The sequence below is a fragment of the Plantactinospora alkalitolerans genome, assembly GCF_015690345.1.
GTDB lineage: Bacteria > Actinomycetota > Actinomycetes > Mycobacteriales > Micromonosporaceae > Plantactinospora > Plantactinospora alkalitolerans.
On sequence record NZ_JADPUN010000293.1, the window covers coordinates 1 to 12,583 of the forward strand.

A 12,583-nucleotide genomic window follows, 5' to 3' on the forward strand; every position below is an offset into this window, starting at 1 on the left:
GTCCAGGGCGTGGCTGATGGTACGGGCGTCACCGGCGACCCGGCGCAGCAGCGCGTCGCCGTCGTCCAGCCCGAGCGACGCGGCGACGGCCCCACGTTCCTGGGCGAGCAGCCGGTCCACCCGCCGGCCGACCGATTCGTGCAGTGCGTCCCGGGTGTCCAGCAGTCGTAGGTGGGCGGCCCGGACCGCCGGACGGAGGGTGTCGCTGATCCCGGCGAAGGCGATGGCCCGGAGCAGGCCGACGTCGCGCAGTCCGCCGGCGGCCTCCTTGAGGTCTCCTTCGAGCAGGAAGGCCAGTTCGCCGTGCGCCTGCCAGCGGGAGGCGGTGACCTCCCGCAGCGCCGGCAGCGCCCGGACGGCGGTACGCCGCCACTGGTCCGCGGCGGCGGCGATGAGCTGGGCGGCGATCTCCCGGTCGCCGGCCAGGTGCCGGGCGTCCAGCAGTCCGAGCGCGACCTTGACGTCGTCGTGTGCCACGGAGAGCGCCTCGGGAATGGTCCGCACCGAGTGGTCCAGCCCGAGCCGGGCGTCCCAGATCGGGTACCAGAGGGCCGCCGCCAACTCGTCCATGCCGGGCATCCCGTTGTGTACCAGGACCAGGTCGAGGTCGCCGCAGGGCGCGCACTGCCGGCGGCCGAGACCGCCGACCGCGATCAGGGCGACCCCGTCGACGGCTGTCCGGCCGGTACCGTCCGATCCGGGCCCGGTACCGCGTCCGCCTCCGCCTCCGGTGCCAGTACCGCCTCCGGTGCCGGTACCGCGTCCGATGCCGGTTTCGCGCAGGCCGGTTGCCAGCAGTCCGGCCAACCAGGTGTCGAGCGCCGCCGCCCGTTGTTCACGTGCGGCGGCGCCGATACCCGCGATGGGCAGGGGCCTCGGGTCGGCCTGACCGGTGGTCAACGGCGCGGGTCCCCTGCTCATCGTGATGGTCTCTCCTAGAGAGCGTCGAGGCCGCGTTCGCCGGTACGGACCCGGATCACGTCCTCGACCCCGGTCACCCACACTTTCCCGTCACCGATCTTGCCCGTGCGGGCGGCGGTGACGACGGCGTCGACGACCTTGTCGACGTCGATCTCGTCGGTCAGCACCTCTACCCGGATCTTCGGCAGGAACTCGACGGTGTACTCGGCGCCCCGGTACACCTCCGTGTGTCCCTTCTGCCGTCCGTACCCCTGGACCTCGCTGACGGTCAGGCCGGCCACGCCGAGGGCGTGCAGCGCCTCCTTCACCGCGTCCAGCTGGTACGGCTTGATGACCGCGGTCACCAGCTTCATGTCCAACCCCTCCATCGCAGTAACGTTAACCGGCGACCTTTTCGCTGACCGGACTGGCGGGCTCGTCCGCCGTGGTGCTGCTGTTCGGCGTACCGATCCCGGCCATGGCGAACGCGCCGCCACCGCCGCTGCCGGAGGCCGTGGAGAGGTCGTAGCCGCTCTCCGCGTGCTCCGCCAGGTCGATGCTGTCGACCTCGGCCTCGCCGCTCACCCGGAACCCGATGGTCTTCTCGATCGCGAAGGCCAGCAGCCAGGCGATCCCGAAGGACCAGGCGGTGACGATCAGGCCGGCCAGGGCCTGCCGTCCGAGCTGGGTCGCGCCGCCGCCGTAGAAGAGGCCGTCGGAGGCGCCCACCACGTCGCTGATCGCACCGTTGACGCTGTTGGTGGCGAACAGGCCGAGCCACAGGGAGCCGATCCAGCCGCCGACGAAGTGCACGCCGACCACGTCGAGCGAGTCGTCGTAGCCGAGCTTGTACTTCAGGCCGACGGCGACGGCACAGACCGCACCGGCGACCAGGCCGAGGAGCACCGCGGCCCAGGGTGCGATGAAGCCACACGCCGGGGTGATCGCCACCAGGCCGGCGATGGCTCCGGAGGAGGCACCGACCAGGGTCGGCCGGCCGCCCCTGATCCACTCGACGATGATCCAGCCGAGCACCGCGGCGGCGGTGGCGAGCTGGGTGTTGATGAAGGCCAGACCGGCCACCGAGTCGACGGTGAGCTCCGAGCCGGCGTTGAAGCCGAACCAGCCGAACCACAGCAGGCCGGCACCGAGCGCCACCAGGGGGATGTTGTGCGGCTTCATGACCTCCTTGGGCCAGCCGAGCCGCTTGCCGAGCACCAGTACGACACCGAGCGCGGCGGCACCCGCGTTGATGTGCACGGCGGTACCACCGGCGAAGTCGAGTGCGTGGATTTTAGCGCCGATGAACCCGCCGCCCCACACCCAGTGCGCGACCGGGAAGTAGACCAGGGTGGCCCAGCCGAACGCGAAGAGCAGCCAGCCGGCGAACTTGGCCCGGTCGGAGATGGCGCCGCTGATCAGCGCGACGGTGATCACCGCGAAGACCATCTGGAACGCCATGAAGACGTAGAGCGGGATGCCGGTGCCGCTGGGGTTCTCGGCGGTCGCAGCCCACAGGTCCGTCTCGGCGAGGAACGTCTTGGTGCCGAGGTACTGCGAGATATTGCCCCAGAATCCGTTCACGTCCGTACCGAACGCGACGCTGAAGCCGTAGAACCACCACAGAACAGAGATGAGCCCGATGGCGGAGAAGCTCATCATCATCATGTTGAGCACGCCCTTGGACCGGTTCAGGCCGCCGTAGAACAGCGCCAGACCGGGCGTCATGAGCAACACGAGCGCCGTCGACACCAGCAGCCATACGGTGTTGCCGGCGTGGACGGTCGGTGCTTCAGGCACGCTGGCCTCCTAAAGTTGGTAACCCTCCTTCCCGGCTTACCGAGGCAGCATCGCCCGTACGCCGGTTGCGCGGAAGCTTCGTGGCTCGCTGTTTCACCCGTGGTGCCCACGTGGTTTCCGCCACATGACAGGTTGTTTCCAACGTGTGAAGAAGTCCGCACTATCGATGGAACGGACGGGGGCATATCAGCCGAATAGCTCGCCGTGAATGAACGGAAAGCGACGCGCGCCTACCGTAGCGCGTATTCGAGGGTGTGCCGCTCGTAGTCGAGCAACCGAAGATCGCGCATCGGGCGCCGAAGGTGCCCCTTGTGCACGATCCGGACGAAGGCGGGATCACCGGCGGCAGCCATCCTACGGATCCCCTCCACGTGGTCCACGATCCGCTTCCGGATGGTCCGCACCAGCCGGTGCCGGTCCCGGGGAATCAGCCCGTACGCGTCGGCGAACAGCCGCAGCCGGCGCGGCCGGTTGGGCCGTTGCCAGCCCAGGGTGTAGGAGTCGCGGTCGGAGAAGAGCGGCACCCAGGTCCAGGCCGCGTACGCCACGTCGTAGATCCGGGCACCGGGCGACGCGAGGTCGAAGTCGATCAGTGCGAGGGTGCCGTCGGGGCGCCAGATCACGTTGTGCGGGGCGGCGTCGTGGTGGCAGATCACCTCGGTGTCCGGCGGCGGCGGCCCGAACGACCGCCACACCGCCCCGGGCGGCGGCTGGAAGCCGTACTGCGCGTCGTGGAACATCCGCAGCATCGTGGCGACCGTGACCAGCGCCTCGTCGGTGACCCAGTGCGGGGCGAGCGGGTACTCGCCGCACTCCCCTTCCAGGTACGACAGCACCTCGCGGTTACGCGAGTCCATCCCGAGCGCCCGGGGCGAGCCGGTGAAGCCGACGTACTCAAGGTGGCGTAGCAGGGCGTGCACGGAGGGCGTCCACGGGCCCGCGTTGCGGCGGACGGTGTCACCCACCCGTACAACGGTGCTGACGTTCCCGCCGTGCAGCGGGATCTCCTGCGAAGTCACGTACGTCTCTCCTGAGGAGCGGCGCCGGATCGGTTGGCGCGGTCGCGCCCCGGGGGGACCGGGGCGCATGTGCAGAGTCCCCCGAGATTACGCGTCGATGCCAAGCGGCTCGGTGCCGAGTAGCGCGTCGACGAACTGCGCGGGATCGAAGGGCGCCAGATCGTCCGGACCCTCGCCCAGCCCGACCAGCTTGACCGGGATGCCGAGCTTGCGTTGCACCGCGATCACGATGCCGCCCTTCGCGGTGCCGTCGAGCTTGGTCAGGACCACTCCGGTGACGTCCACCACCTCGGTGAATACCCGGGCCTGCTCCAGACCGTTCTGTCCGGTCGTCGCGTCGAGTACGAGCAGGGTCTCGTCCACCGGCCCGTGCCGGGACACCACTCGCTTGATCTTGCCGAGCTCGTCCATCAGGCCGACCTTGTTCTGCAACCGGCCGGCGGTGTCGATCAGGACCGTGTCGACGGACGCCTCGATCCCCCGCTGGACCGCGTCGAAGGCGACACTCGCCGGGTCCGCGCCCTCCCGGCCGCGAACCACCTCGGCACCGACCCGGCTGGCCCAGGTGGTGAGCTGTTCGGCGGCGGCGGCCCGGAACGTGTCGGCGGCGCCCAGCAGCACGGTACGGCCGTCGGCGACGAGCACCCGGGCGACCTTGCCGCAGGTGGTGGTCTTACCCGCGCCGTTCACTCCGACCATCAGCAGCACGGCCGGGGTGTTGCCGGGCCGGGTGGCCCGCAGGCTGCGGTCCAGGGTCGGATCCAGCGCGCTCACCAGTTCCTCGGCGAGCAGCCCGCGCAGCTCGCTCGCGCTGCGGGTGCCGAGCACGGCCGTGCGCTCCCGCAGCCGGTCGACGATCACCCGGGTGGCCTCCACCCCGACGTCGGCGCCGATCAGGCTGTCCTCGATCTCCTCCCAGACCTCCTCGTCGAGATGGTCACGGGAGAGCAGGCTCAGCAGGCTCTTGCCGAACACGTTCTGCGATCGGGACAACCGGGCACGCAACCGGACGAGTCGTCCGGCGGTCGGCTCCGGCCGCTCGACCGGCGGCACCTCGACCGGCGGCAGCTGCACCGGCGGTGCCGTCGGGGCCTGGGCGGGCGGGGCCACCAGGTCGGTCGGTGGTGGTGACGTCGGCACGGGCGGTACCGGCGGCGCTGGCGGGATGGGCGGCAGTGGCGGCGCCGGCCGGCGACCTCGCCGGGTCACCACCGCCCCGACCGTCAGGCCCACCAGGAGCAGCAGCAGCACGGCAGCCACGACCGCCATGACGACGATGTTGTCCATACGGCCGATCCTGTCAGACGCCGGGCGGCCTGGCGCAGCCGCCGCACCTGTAGCGGCAGAACCGTCCGAGTACGCTCGTCGCGAAGCCCCGGGTAGCGCCACGGCCAGCCGGAGTAGGAGGATTCCTCCACCAACCTCACCCGCCCTGGAGGTCGTGCCATGCCCACCGCCCGGTTACTGATCGGCCCGGTCCTGCGCCGGGTGGTCGGGTCCAGGGCCACCGTCTGGGTCGAGACCAGCGGGCCGGCTCTGGTCCGGGTCGGTACGTCGGACGGTGCCGCCGGCGAGGCGACCACCTTCACCGCCTTCGACCACCACTACGCGCTGGTCGTGGTGGAGGGGCTGACGCCGGGCAGGGCGACTCCCTACCAGGTTTTCCTCGATGACGAGCAGGTGTGGCCGGAGCCGGAGTCGACGTTCCCGCCGAGCATGATCCATACCCGCCGCGAGGACGACTCCGACGCCCGGCTGATCTTCGGCTCCTGTCGGGAGACAACCCAGCACGCCACCGCCCGGAAGTTGCCGCCGGACGCGCTCGACGCGTACGCCCGGCGGTTGATGGCCGCGTACCGTGCCGGCCCGGACGGCACCGACCCGGAGTGGCCGGACCTGATGGTGCTGCTCGGCGACCAGGTCTACGCGGACCAGACCTCGCCGACGGTCCGCAAGCTGCTCCGGCGGCGGCGGCGCCGGACCGTCGGTGCCCCGGCGGACCAGGTGGTCAGCTTCGACGAGTACACCAAGCTGTACCTGGAGTCGTGGCGGGATCCGGAGATCCGCTGGTTGTTCTCCACCGTGCCGAGCGTGATGATCTTCGACGACCACGAGATCATCGACGACTGGAACACCTCGACCCCGTGGCGGGCGGAGGTGCACGCCCAGCCCTGGTGGCCGGAGCGGATCGCCAGCGGGCTGGCCTCGTACTGGGTCTACCAGCACCTGGGCAACCTGGAGCCGGACGAGATCGCGGCGGACCCGGTCTACGCCAAGGTGCAGGCGGCCGAGGACGCGACCTCGGTACTCCAGGAGTTCGGCCAGCGGGTCGACGCCGAAGCCATCGGATACGACGCCGCGCTGGGCGCCGGAACGGCACCCGCCGACGCGGCGGTGGCCGGGCGGTACCAGTGGAGCTACTCCCTGGACGTCGGCCGGACCCGACTGGTGGTGCTGGACAACCGGTGCAGCCGGGTGCTGGACAAGACCCACCGGGCCATGCTGCCGCCGACCGAGTGGTCCTGGTTCACCGACCAGGTACACGGCGAGTACGACCATCTGGTGGTCGGGTCGTCGCTGCCCTGGCTCCTTCCGCCCGGCATCCACCACCTGGAGTCCTGGAACGAGCGGCTGGCCGACTCGGACCGCCCCCGGGTGGCCGAGTACTCCGAGCGGCTGCGCCGGGCACTCGACCTGGAGCACTGGGCCGCGTTCCGCCGGTCGTTCGACGCGCTGGCCGAGGTCTTCGCCCGGCTCGGCACCGGCACCCCGGGAAAGCCCGGCGACCGGGTCGGCACCGGTCCGGCGTACCCGCCGCCGGCGTCGATCAGCGTGCTCTCCGGCGACGTACACCACTCCTATGTCGCCCGGGCCCGCTTCGCCACCGAGGTCGCCACTCCGGTGCACCAGCTCACCTGCTCGCCGATCCACAACCAGATACCGGCCCCGATGCGCCCGCTGCTGCGGCTCGGCTGGTGGCGCGGCCCGGCGGTGGCGACCCGGGCGCTGGCCCGGGCCGCCGGGGTACGCCGGCCGCCGGTACGGTGGCGCCGCCTCGACGGGCCCTACTTCGGCAACGCGGTGAGCACCCTGCGGCACGACGGCCGGTCGGCCGAGGTGATCATCGAGGGCACCTCTGCGGAGGGCACCCTGCACACCGTCGCCCGCCGCAGCCTCACCGGATGACGCGGCCGCTGAGGAATGACGCGGCCGCTGAGGAATGACGCGGCCGCTGAGGAATGACGCGCGCAGGCCTCACCGGGTGGCGGTGCCGGCCACCACCGTTCGCGCGGCCTGCGGCGCCCCGTCGGCATCAGGCGACCCCTCGGCATCAGAGGAGCCCTCGGCATTGCTGGCACCGGTGATCCGCAGGGCCTCGACGAGTCGCCGGTAGAGATCGTCGGCGGCCAGCAGCTCCTCGTGACTGCCCCGCGCCCTGACGCGCCCGGCCTCCATCACCACGATGGTGTCCGCGTCGATCACGGTGGAGAGCCGGTGCGCGACGGTGACGACCGCCCCACGGGCCGCCCGGTCCCGGATCACCTCGTGGATCGCCGCCTCGGTGAGCCCGTCGATCTGCGCGGTCGCTTCGTCGAGTAGCAGCACGTCCGGGGTACGCAGGATGGCCCTGGCCAGCGCGATCCGTTGCCGTTCGCCACCGGAGACCGACGACGAGGTGAGCGGGGTGTCCAGCCCCTCGGGCAGCGCGTCGATCTTCGAGGTGAGCCGGACCTGCGCCAGCACGTCCCGTATCTCCTCCTCGGTCGCGTCCGGATAGGTGAACAGGAGGTTCTCCCCGATCGTGCCCGGCACCACCGGGCTCTCCTGCTCGACGTACGCGAGCCGCTGCCGGATCTCGCCGTGCGTGTGCTCGCGGTAGGGGCGGCCGTCGAGCCTGATCTCTCCCTCCTGCGGTTCGAGGAAGCGCAGGATGAGCGAGAAGAGCGTCGTCTTGCCCGCACCGGAGGGGCCGACGATCGCGGTGTGGCCACGCCTCGGAATGGTCAGGTCGATTCCGCTGACCGCCGGTGCGGCGTCCGGCCCGTACCGCGCGGAGACGCCCCGCAGTTCGAGCACCGGCCCGGGACGTGGCTGGCCTCCGTCGGTCGGGTCGGCCCCGGGCCGGCGCCCGTCGACGCGTACCGCCGCCCCGGTGTCCGGCGCCTCGACGTCGATGTCGGCGACCTGGCCGATCCGGACCGCCGCCGCGAGGCCCGACTGGAGTGCGGTCACGTTCTGGCTGACGTCGGTGATCGGCCCCATCAGGCCGAACGCGTACAGCAGGAAGGCGATCAGGCTGGACACCTCCAGCTCTCCCTCGCCGACCCGCCAGGCGCCGATGCCGAGGATCAGGATGATGGCGAGCTGGATGCCCGACCAGACGATGGTCCAGGCCATCGCCTCGCGCCGGGCCGCGTGGACGTTGAACCTCGCCACCTGGCGCGCCTCGGCGACGATCCGCTCGGACTGCCGGTGCTCGGCGCGGCTCGCCTTCACCGTCCGGATCGCCCGCAGCCCGCCCTCCAGCACCCCACCGAGTCGGCCGAGATGCTCCTGGGACCGCTCGTACGCCTTGGCGATCGACGGCATGAGTACGGCGAACATCAGGGCGACCACGATCACCGCGCCGACGGTGGTGCCGAGCAGCACCAGATCGAGCACGCCCATCAGGACCAGCGTGCCGACCATCATGACCGTACCGTTGATCAGGCCGATGATGCTCGACGAGGCGGCCTGGTGCAGCAGCACGGTGTCCGAGGTGACCCGGGCGACGAGTTCGCCGGTCGGTCGACGGGCCACCTCCGGCACGGTGGCCCGGAACAGGCGCCGGATGATCGACTCGCGCGCGTCCAGCACGATTCGCTGCCCCAGCGTGCCGAGCAGGATCCACTGCCACAGCCAGATGGCGCTGCCGAGCACGAGCAGTACGGCCAGCGCCGTTATCGGCCCCGACAGCGACGCCGATCCGCCGAGCGAGTCGAGCACCCACTTGGTGACCATCGGCGAGGCCAGCCCGGCCGCCGACCCGAGGAGGGCCAGGAACAGGCCGAGGATCAGCTTGCCGGTGTGCGGTCGGGCGAAGGACCAGAGGATCCGTAGCCTCCCCCAGGGAAGTTGATCAGTACCAACCTCTTTCGCTACAGACATGCCCCCTAGTGGAGCACAGATGTTCCATTAGGGACAACAAATATTTCAGGATGGTCCGATGTTGTCTAGACTGGCCGGCATGGCGGTAAGGGACAGCGTCGACGTCGAGAGCCGGGCCCGGGCCCGTACCCGGCGGGCGATCCTCGACGCCGCGATCACCGTCCTGTCGCAGCACAGCGCCGCCTCCCTGGCCGACGTCGCCGACGCCGCCGGGGTGGGGCGCACCACCCTGCACCGCTACTTTCCCGAGCGCGCGGAACTGCTGACCGCGCTCAGCGCGGACGTGCTTGCCCGGATCGACGCCGCAGCTGTACGGTCCCAGCTCGACCATGGTCCCGCACCGGCCGCCCTGGAACGGCTCTGTCAGGAGCTCTTCGAACTCGGCGACATCCTGATGTGCGTCTTCTCCCAGCCCGAACTGGTCGACACCCAGACCTGGGAGGAGTGCAGCGAGGCGGACAAGGCGCTGACCCGGCTCGTCGAACGCGGCCACGCCGAGGGCACCCTCGATTCGACCCTCGATCCGATCTGGGTCCAGCAGGTGCTCTGGTCGCTGCTCTACGCGGCATGGCAGCACACCCGGGAACACTCCGTCTCCAAGCACCGGGCGCTCGACCTGTGCCTGCGCAGCCTCCGCAAGGTCGTCGCCGCCAGCCCTGGCCGGCTCGCCGAGCGACCCGTTCAAGATCCTTGAAGAGTTATGGTTAGCCGCTGACCACAGATCAACAAGAATCTTGGTGATCCCTCCACGTGATCATGGAATCATGACCCGATGACGTGGATCGCTCCCGAGGTCGACCGTGACCGCGCGCCCGTGGTGGCCGACGAACGCAGCATGCTCGACGCCTGGCTCGACTTCCACCGGCAGACCCTGCTGAGCAAGTGCACGGGGCTCACCGCCGAGCAACTCCGGACAGCCAGCGTCGAACCGTCGAACATGACGCTGCTCGGCCTGGTCCGGCACTCGGCCGAGAACGAACGGTGGTGGTTCCGGCAGCAGTTCGCCGGCCTGGACCTGCCGTACCTCTATTACACGCAGGAGCAGCGGGACCGCGACTTCGAGGACGTCGCCGCCGCCGACCCGGAAGCCGATCTCGCCATCTTCCACGAGGAGATCGAACTGGTCCGGCAGACGGTCGCCGGCCGGTCGCTGGACGAGACGTTCGTCGGGACGAAGGGCCGGGACATCAGCCTGCGCTGGGTCTACCTGCACATGATCGAGGAGTACGCCCGGCACAACGGCCACGCCGACCTGATCCGCGAACGGATCGACGGTACGACCGGCGAGTGACGTCCCGGCCATCGATGGAACCTCCACCTACCGGCGGCCGCGTCGGGTCTCCGGGCCGGCCGGCCCCGAGCCGCCGCGCCGCCCCGGAGCACGAGCGCAGACGGGTGGCGGCCCTCCGCGCGCGGGGGGCCGCACCGTGGCCAGCCGGGCGATAGTGTGCTGGGCGACCCGAGGGGAGGGCGCCGGAGATGGTCCAGGTGGACACCAGATGATGGTCATCGGCCACGAGGGCGACCGGTTGCAGGTCTACAACCCGTGGGGCTACACGGTCTGGGTCAACGAGGACGACTTCGTCCACGGCCGTCTCGACTCGATCGGCAACGGCGTACCGACCGAGCTGACCAACGTCCGGCTGCCCGGGTGAGGAGGACGCAATGACCTACCCGAGGATGGACGAGGACGCGCTGCGGGCCATCGACGTTCCGGCCGCGCTGGCCGCCGGGTTGCGGGCGGGCCGCCGGCCGGGGAGGTGACGGTCGCCGGGGCACTCGCGGCCGACCGGCTCGGCACCCGCCCCCGCTCCCTGACGTTCCTGGCCGAGGTGGTCCGGCGGGGCGGTACCGGGTACGCGGTCACCCTCCCGGAGCCGCTGCCGACGCCGGAGCAGACCGCGCTCGCCGCGACCTGGCTGGAGGCGGTGAACTCGAACCCGGCGCAAGGTCCGGAGTACGACGAGGCGGTGGCCCGCTGGCTGGAGAACGTGGCCCTGGTCGTGGCGGCCCGCCGCAAGGCTCGGGCCGGCACGCCGGACTGAGCCGCAGGAGGACCGTTACCGGCGCCTCAGGAGACCGTCACCGTCCAGGTGACCGTCTCCGACGCCGCCCTGGTGCGATCGTTTCGGCAGCCCTGGAAGCAGTTCGTCACGGTGATCGTCACCTGGCCGGCGCGTTCGGCGTCGAACCGGAAGTAACGGGAGCCGCCGCCACCACCGTTCGCCGGACCGAACAACCGGTCGAGAAGGCTGCCCGACACCCGCTCTTCCCCGACCAGCACCACCCGGTCGGCGGGGTCGGCCGAAGCGGTCCAGTCGTCGCCGACGGACGCTCCCCGGTCCGGCACCCGCACCGAGAACCGGTCCCCCAGGTCCACAGTGGCGCTTGTGGTCTGCCGGTCCAGGACGGTGCCGTACCGGAGGTGCCGCCGTACCGCCGGACCGGCGACCGCCACGACGGCGATCAACACCACCACGAGCACGGCACCGATGAGCACGATCCGTCTGGGAGAGGCCACGGCCGACGACGATACCGTGGCGGGGGCCGCACCGGGCTCCTCGCCGGTCCCGGTCGTCGGCCGCCGGTCAGATGGCCAGCGCCGCCCGCAGGTAGCGCAGGTCGTCCGGCCCGGTCCACCGGTACGCCGAGAGCCCGGCGACCCGGGCACCACGGATCGAACGGTCCTCGTCGTCGACGAACAGCACCTGGGCCGGCGGGGCGCCGACGGCCAGACAGGCCTGCTGGAAGTACTCCTTCGCCGGCTTGTGCACGCCCAGCGTCGAGGAGTTGACCACGACGTCGACCTCCTCGGTCAGGCCCAGCAGCGCCAGGTCGGCGTCGAGCAGGTCGGTGGCGTTGGTGGCCAGTCCGACCCGTACGCCAGCAGCCCGCGCATCCCGGACGAACGCCAGTACGTCCGGGTCCACCGACCCCCGGTCCGCCTGCCACTCCTCGACCGCCGCCCGCATCTGCTCCCGGTCCCGGCCCGGTCCGGTGAGCGCGTCCACCACCGCGCCCATCCAGTCGGCGTGGGTGAGCTGCCCGGTGACCGCCGGACGCAGCAGCGCCCACTGCATCGCGATCTCCAACAGCACGCCCGCCGGCAGGTCGTACCGGCGTTCCACCCGGGCGGCGTTCTCGGGATCCCACCGCCGCAGGACCCCGTCCAGGTCCACCAGCAGGGCGGTCGGGCGCTCCCGGGGCATCAGTCCTCCTCGTTGCTGAGGCGCTGGCTGATCACCTGGGTGACGCCGCTGCGCATGGTGACGCCGTACAGGGCGTCGGCCACCTCCATGGTGCGCTTCTGGTGGGTGACGACGATCAACTGGCTCTTCTCCCGCAACTGGGCCATCAGGGTGATCAGGCGGCCGAGGTTGACGTCGTCGAGCGCCGCCTCCACCTCGTCCATGATGTAGAACGGGCTGGGCCGGGCCCGGAAGATCGCGACCAGCATGGCGACGGCGGTCAGCGACCGCTCGCCGCCGGAGAGCAGCGACAGCCGCTTGATCTTCTTGCCCGGTGGCCGGGCCTCGACCTCGACGCCGGTGGTGAGCATGTCCTCCGGGTCGGTCAGCACCAACCGCCCCTCGCCGCCGGGGAAGAGCACGGTGAAGACCTGCTCGAACTCCCGGGCGGTGTCGGCGTACGCGCTGGCGAAGACCTCCAGGATCCGGTCGTCCACGTCCTTGACGACGGTGAGCAGGTCCTTGCGG

The 12,583-nt window shown here is 71.0% G+C and carries 13 protein-coding genes and 1 pseudogene; 5 read left to right on the plus strand and 9 right to left on the minus strand.

Going from position 1 to position 12,583, the window contains the following annotated elements:
* The 5 genes and pseudogenes from I0C86_RS33355 to ftsY form a co-directional block, all read right to left on the minus strand.
* Positions 1–921, minus strand: a pseudogene (locus I0C86_RS33355) (hypothetical protein); the annotation flags it as partial.
* Between the two features lie 14 nt (positions 922–935).
* A complete protein-coding gene (locus I0C86_RS33360) occupies positions 936–1,274 on the minus strand; it encodes a P-II family nitrogen regulator (protein WP_196205300.1) in 339 nt (112 codons plus the stop codon).
* 25 nt (positions 1,275–1,299) lie between these two features.
* Positions 1,300–2,700, minus strand: coding sequence for an ammonium transporter (locus I0C86_RS33365; RefSeq protein WP_196205289.1), 1,401 nt, complete (start codon positions 2,698–2,700; stop codon positions 1,300–1,302).
* Between the two features lie 230 nt (positions 2,701–2,930).
* Positions 2,931–3,788, minus strand: a complete 858-nt coding sequence (locus tag I0C86_RS33370) for an aminoglycoside phosphotransferase family protein (RefSeq protein WP_377421677.1) — start codon at positions 3,786–3,788, stop codon at positions 2,931–2,933.
* An 18-nt stretch (positions 3,789–3,806) separates the two neighbouring features.
* Entirely contained in the window at positions 3,807–4,997 is a 1,191-nt protein-coding gene (ftsY, locus tag I0C86_RS33375; RefSeq protein WP_407676380.1) for a signal recognition particle-docking protein FtsY, read from the minus strand.
* A 168-nt stretch (positions 4,998–5,165) separates the two neighbouring features.
* Between ftsY and I0C86_RS33380 the strand changes: the two genes are divergently transcribed.
* Positions 5,166–6,905: an alkaline phosphatase D family protein gene (locus I0C86_RS33380; RefSeq protein ID WP_196205291.1), complete on the plus strand. Its 1,740-nt coding sequence runs from the start codon at positions 5,166–5,168 to the stop codon at positions 6,903–6,905.
* Between the two features lie 69 nt (positions 6,906–6,974).
* Here I0C86_RS33380 and I0C86_RS33385 read toward each other — a convergent pair whose 3' ends face one another.
* Entirely contained in the window at positions 6,975–8,867 is a 1,893-nt protein-coding gene (locus tag I0C86_RS33385) for an ABC transporter ATP-binding protein (protein WP_196205292.1), read from the minus strand.
* Positions 8,868–8,946: 79 nt separating this feature from the next.
* Between I0C86_RS33385 and I0C86_RS33390 the strand changes: the two genes are divergently transcribed.
* The 4 genes from I0C86_RS33390 to I0C86_RS33405 all read left to right on the plus strand — a co-directional run bounded on the left by I0C86_RS33390 (position 8,947) and on the right by I0C86_RS33405 (position 10,912).
* Positions 8,947–9,561, plus strand: coding sequence for a TetR/AcrR family transcriptional regulator (locus I0C86_RS33390; RefSeq protein ID WP_196205293.1), 615 nt, complete (start codon positions 8,947–8,949; stop codon positions 9,559–9,561).
* A gap of 78 nt (positions 9,562–9,639) precedes the next feature.
* Positions 9,640–10,158, plus strand: coding sequence for a DinB family protein (locus I0C86_RS33395; protein ID WP_196205294.1), 519 nt, complete (start codon positions 9,640–9,642; stop codon positions 10,156–10,158).
* Positions 10,159–10,366: 208 nt separating this feature from the next.
* Positions 10,367–10,522, plus strand: coding sequence for a hypothetical protein (locus I0C86_RS33400; protein ID WP_196205295.1), 156 nt, complete (start codon positions 10,367–10,369; stop codon positions 10,520–10,522).
* A gap of 105 nt (positions 10,523–10,627) precedes the next feature.
* Positions 10,628–10,912 (plus strand): hypothetical protein, encoded by a 285-nt coding sequence (locus I0C86_RS33405; RefSeq protein ID WP_196205296.1) that lies wholly within the window; start codon positions 10,628–10,630, stop codon positions 10,910–10,912.
* A 26-nt stretch (positions 10,913–10,938) separates the two neighbouring features.
* Here the strand turns inward: I0C86_RS33405 and I0C86_RS33410 are convergent, their stop codons facing one another.
* The 3 genes from I0C86_RS33410 to I0C86_RS33420 all read right to left on the minus strand — a co-directional run.
* Entirely contained in the window at positions 10,939–11,388 is a 450-nt protein-coding gene (locus tag I0C86_RS33410) for a protease inhibitor I42 family protein (protein WP_196205297.1), read from the minus strand.
* 67 nt (positions 11,389–11,455) lie between these two features.
* Entirely contained in the window at positions 11,456–12,076 is a 621-nt protein-coding gene (locus tag I0C86_RS33415; protein ID WP_196205298.1) for an HAD-IA family hydrolase, read from the minus strand.
* Positions 12,076–12,583, minus strand: a 508-nt coding sequence (locus I0C86_RS33420; RefSeq protein WP_196205299.1) for an AAA family ATPase, incomplete at its 5' end; no start/stop codon positions are given. The genes I0C86_RS33415 and I0C86_RS33420, both read right to left, overlap by 1 nt.

Bases quoted from the DNA above. Each gene is read 5' to 3' on its own strand.
- I0C86_RS33385 (WP_196205292.1), bottom strand. From the start codon at position 8,867: ATGTCTGTAGCGAAAGAGGTTGGTACTGATCAACTTCCCTGGGGGAGG.
- I0C86_RS33395 (WP_196205294.1), top strand. From the start codon at position 9,640: ATGACGTGGATCGCTCCCGAGGTCGACCGTGACCGCGCGCCCGTGGTG.
- I0C86_RS33415 (WP_196205298.1), bottom strand. From the start codon at position 12,076: ATGCCCCGGGAGCGCCCGACCGCCCTGCTGGTGGACCTGGACGGGGTC.
- I0C86_RS33360 (WP_196205300.1), bottom strand. From the start codon at position 1,274: ATGAAGCTGGTGACCGCGGTCATCAAGCCGTACCAGCTGGACGCGGTG.
- I0C86_RS33390 (WP_196205293.1), top strand. From the start codon at position 8,947: ATGGCGGTAAGGGACAGCGTCGACGTCGAGAGCCGGGCCCGGGCCCGT.
- I0C86_RS33400 (WP_196205295.1), top strand. From the start codon at position 10,367: ATGATGGTCATCGGCCACGAGGGCGACCGGTTGCAGGTCTACAACCCG.
- I0C86_RS33370 (WP_377421677.1), bottom strand. From the start codon at position 3,788: ATGCGCCCCGGTCCCCCCGGGGCGCGACCGCGCCAACCGATCCGGCGC.
- I0C86_RS33380 (WP_196205291.1), top strand. From the start codon at position 5,166: ATGCCCACCGCCCGGTTACTGATCGGCCCGGTCCTGCGCCGGGTGGTC.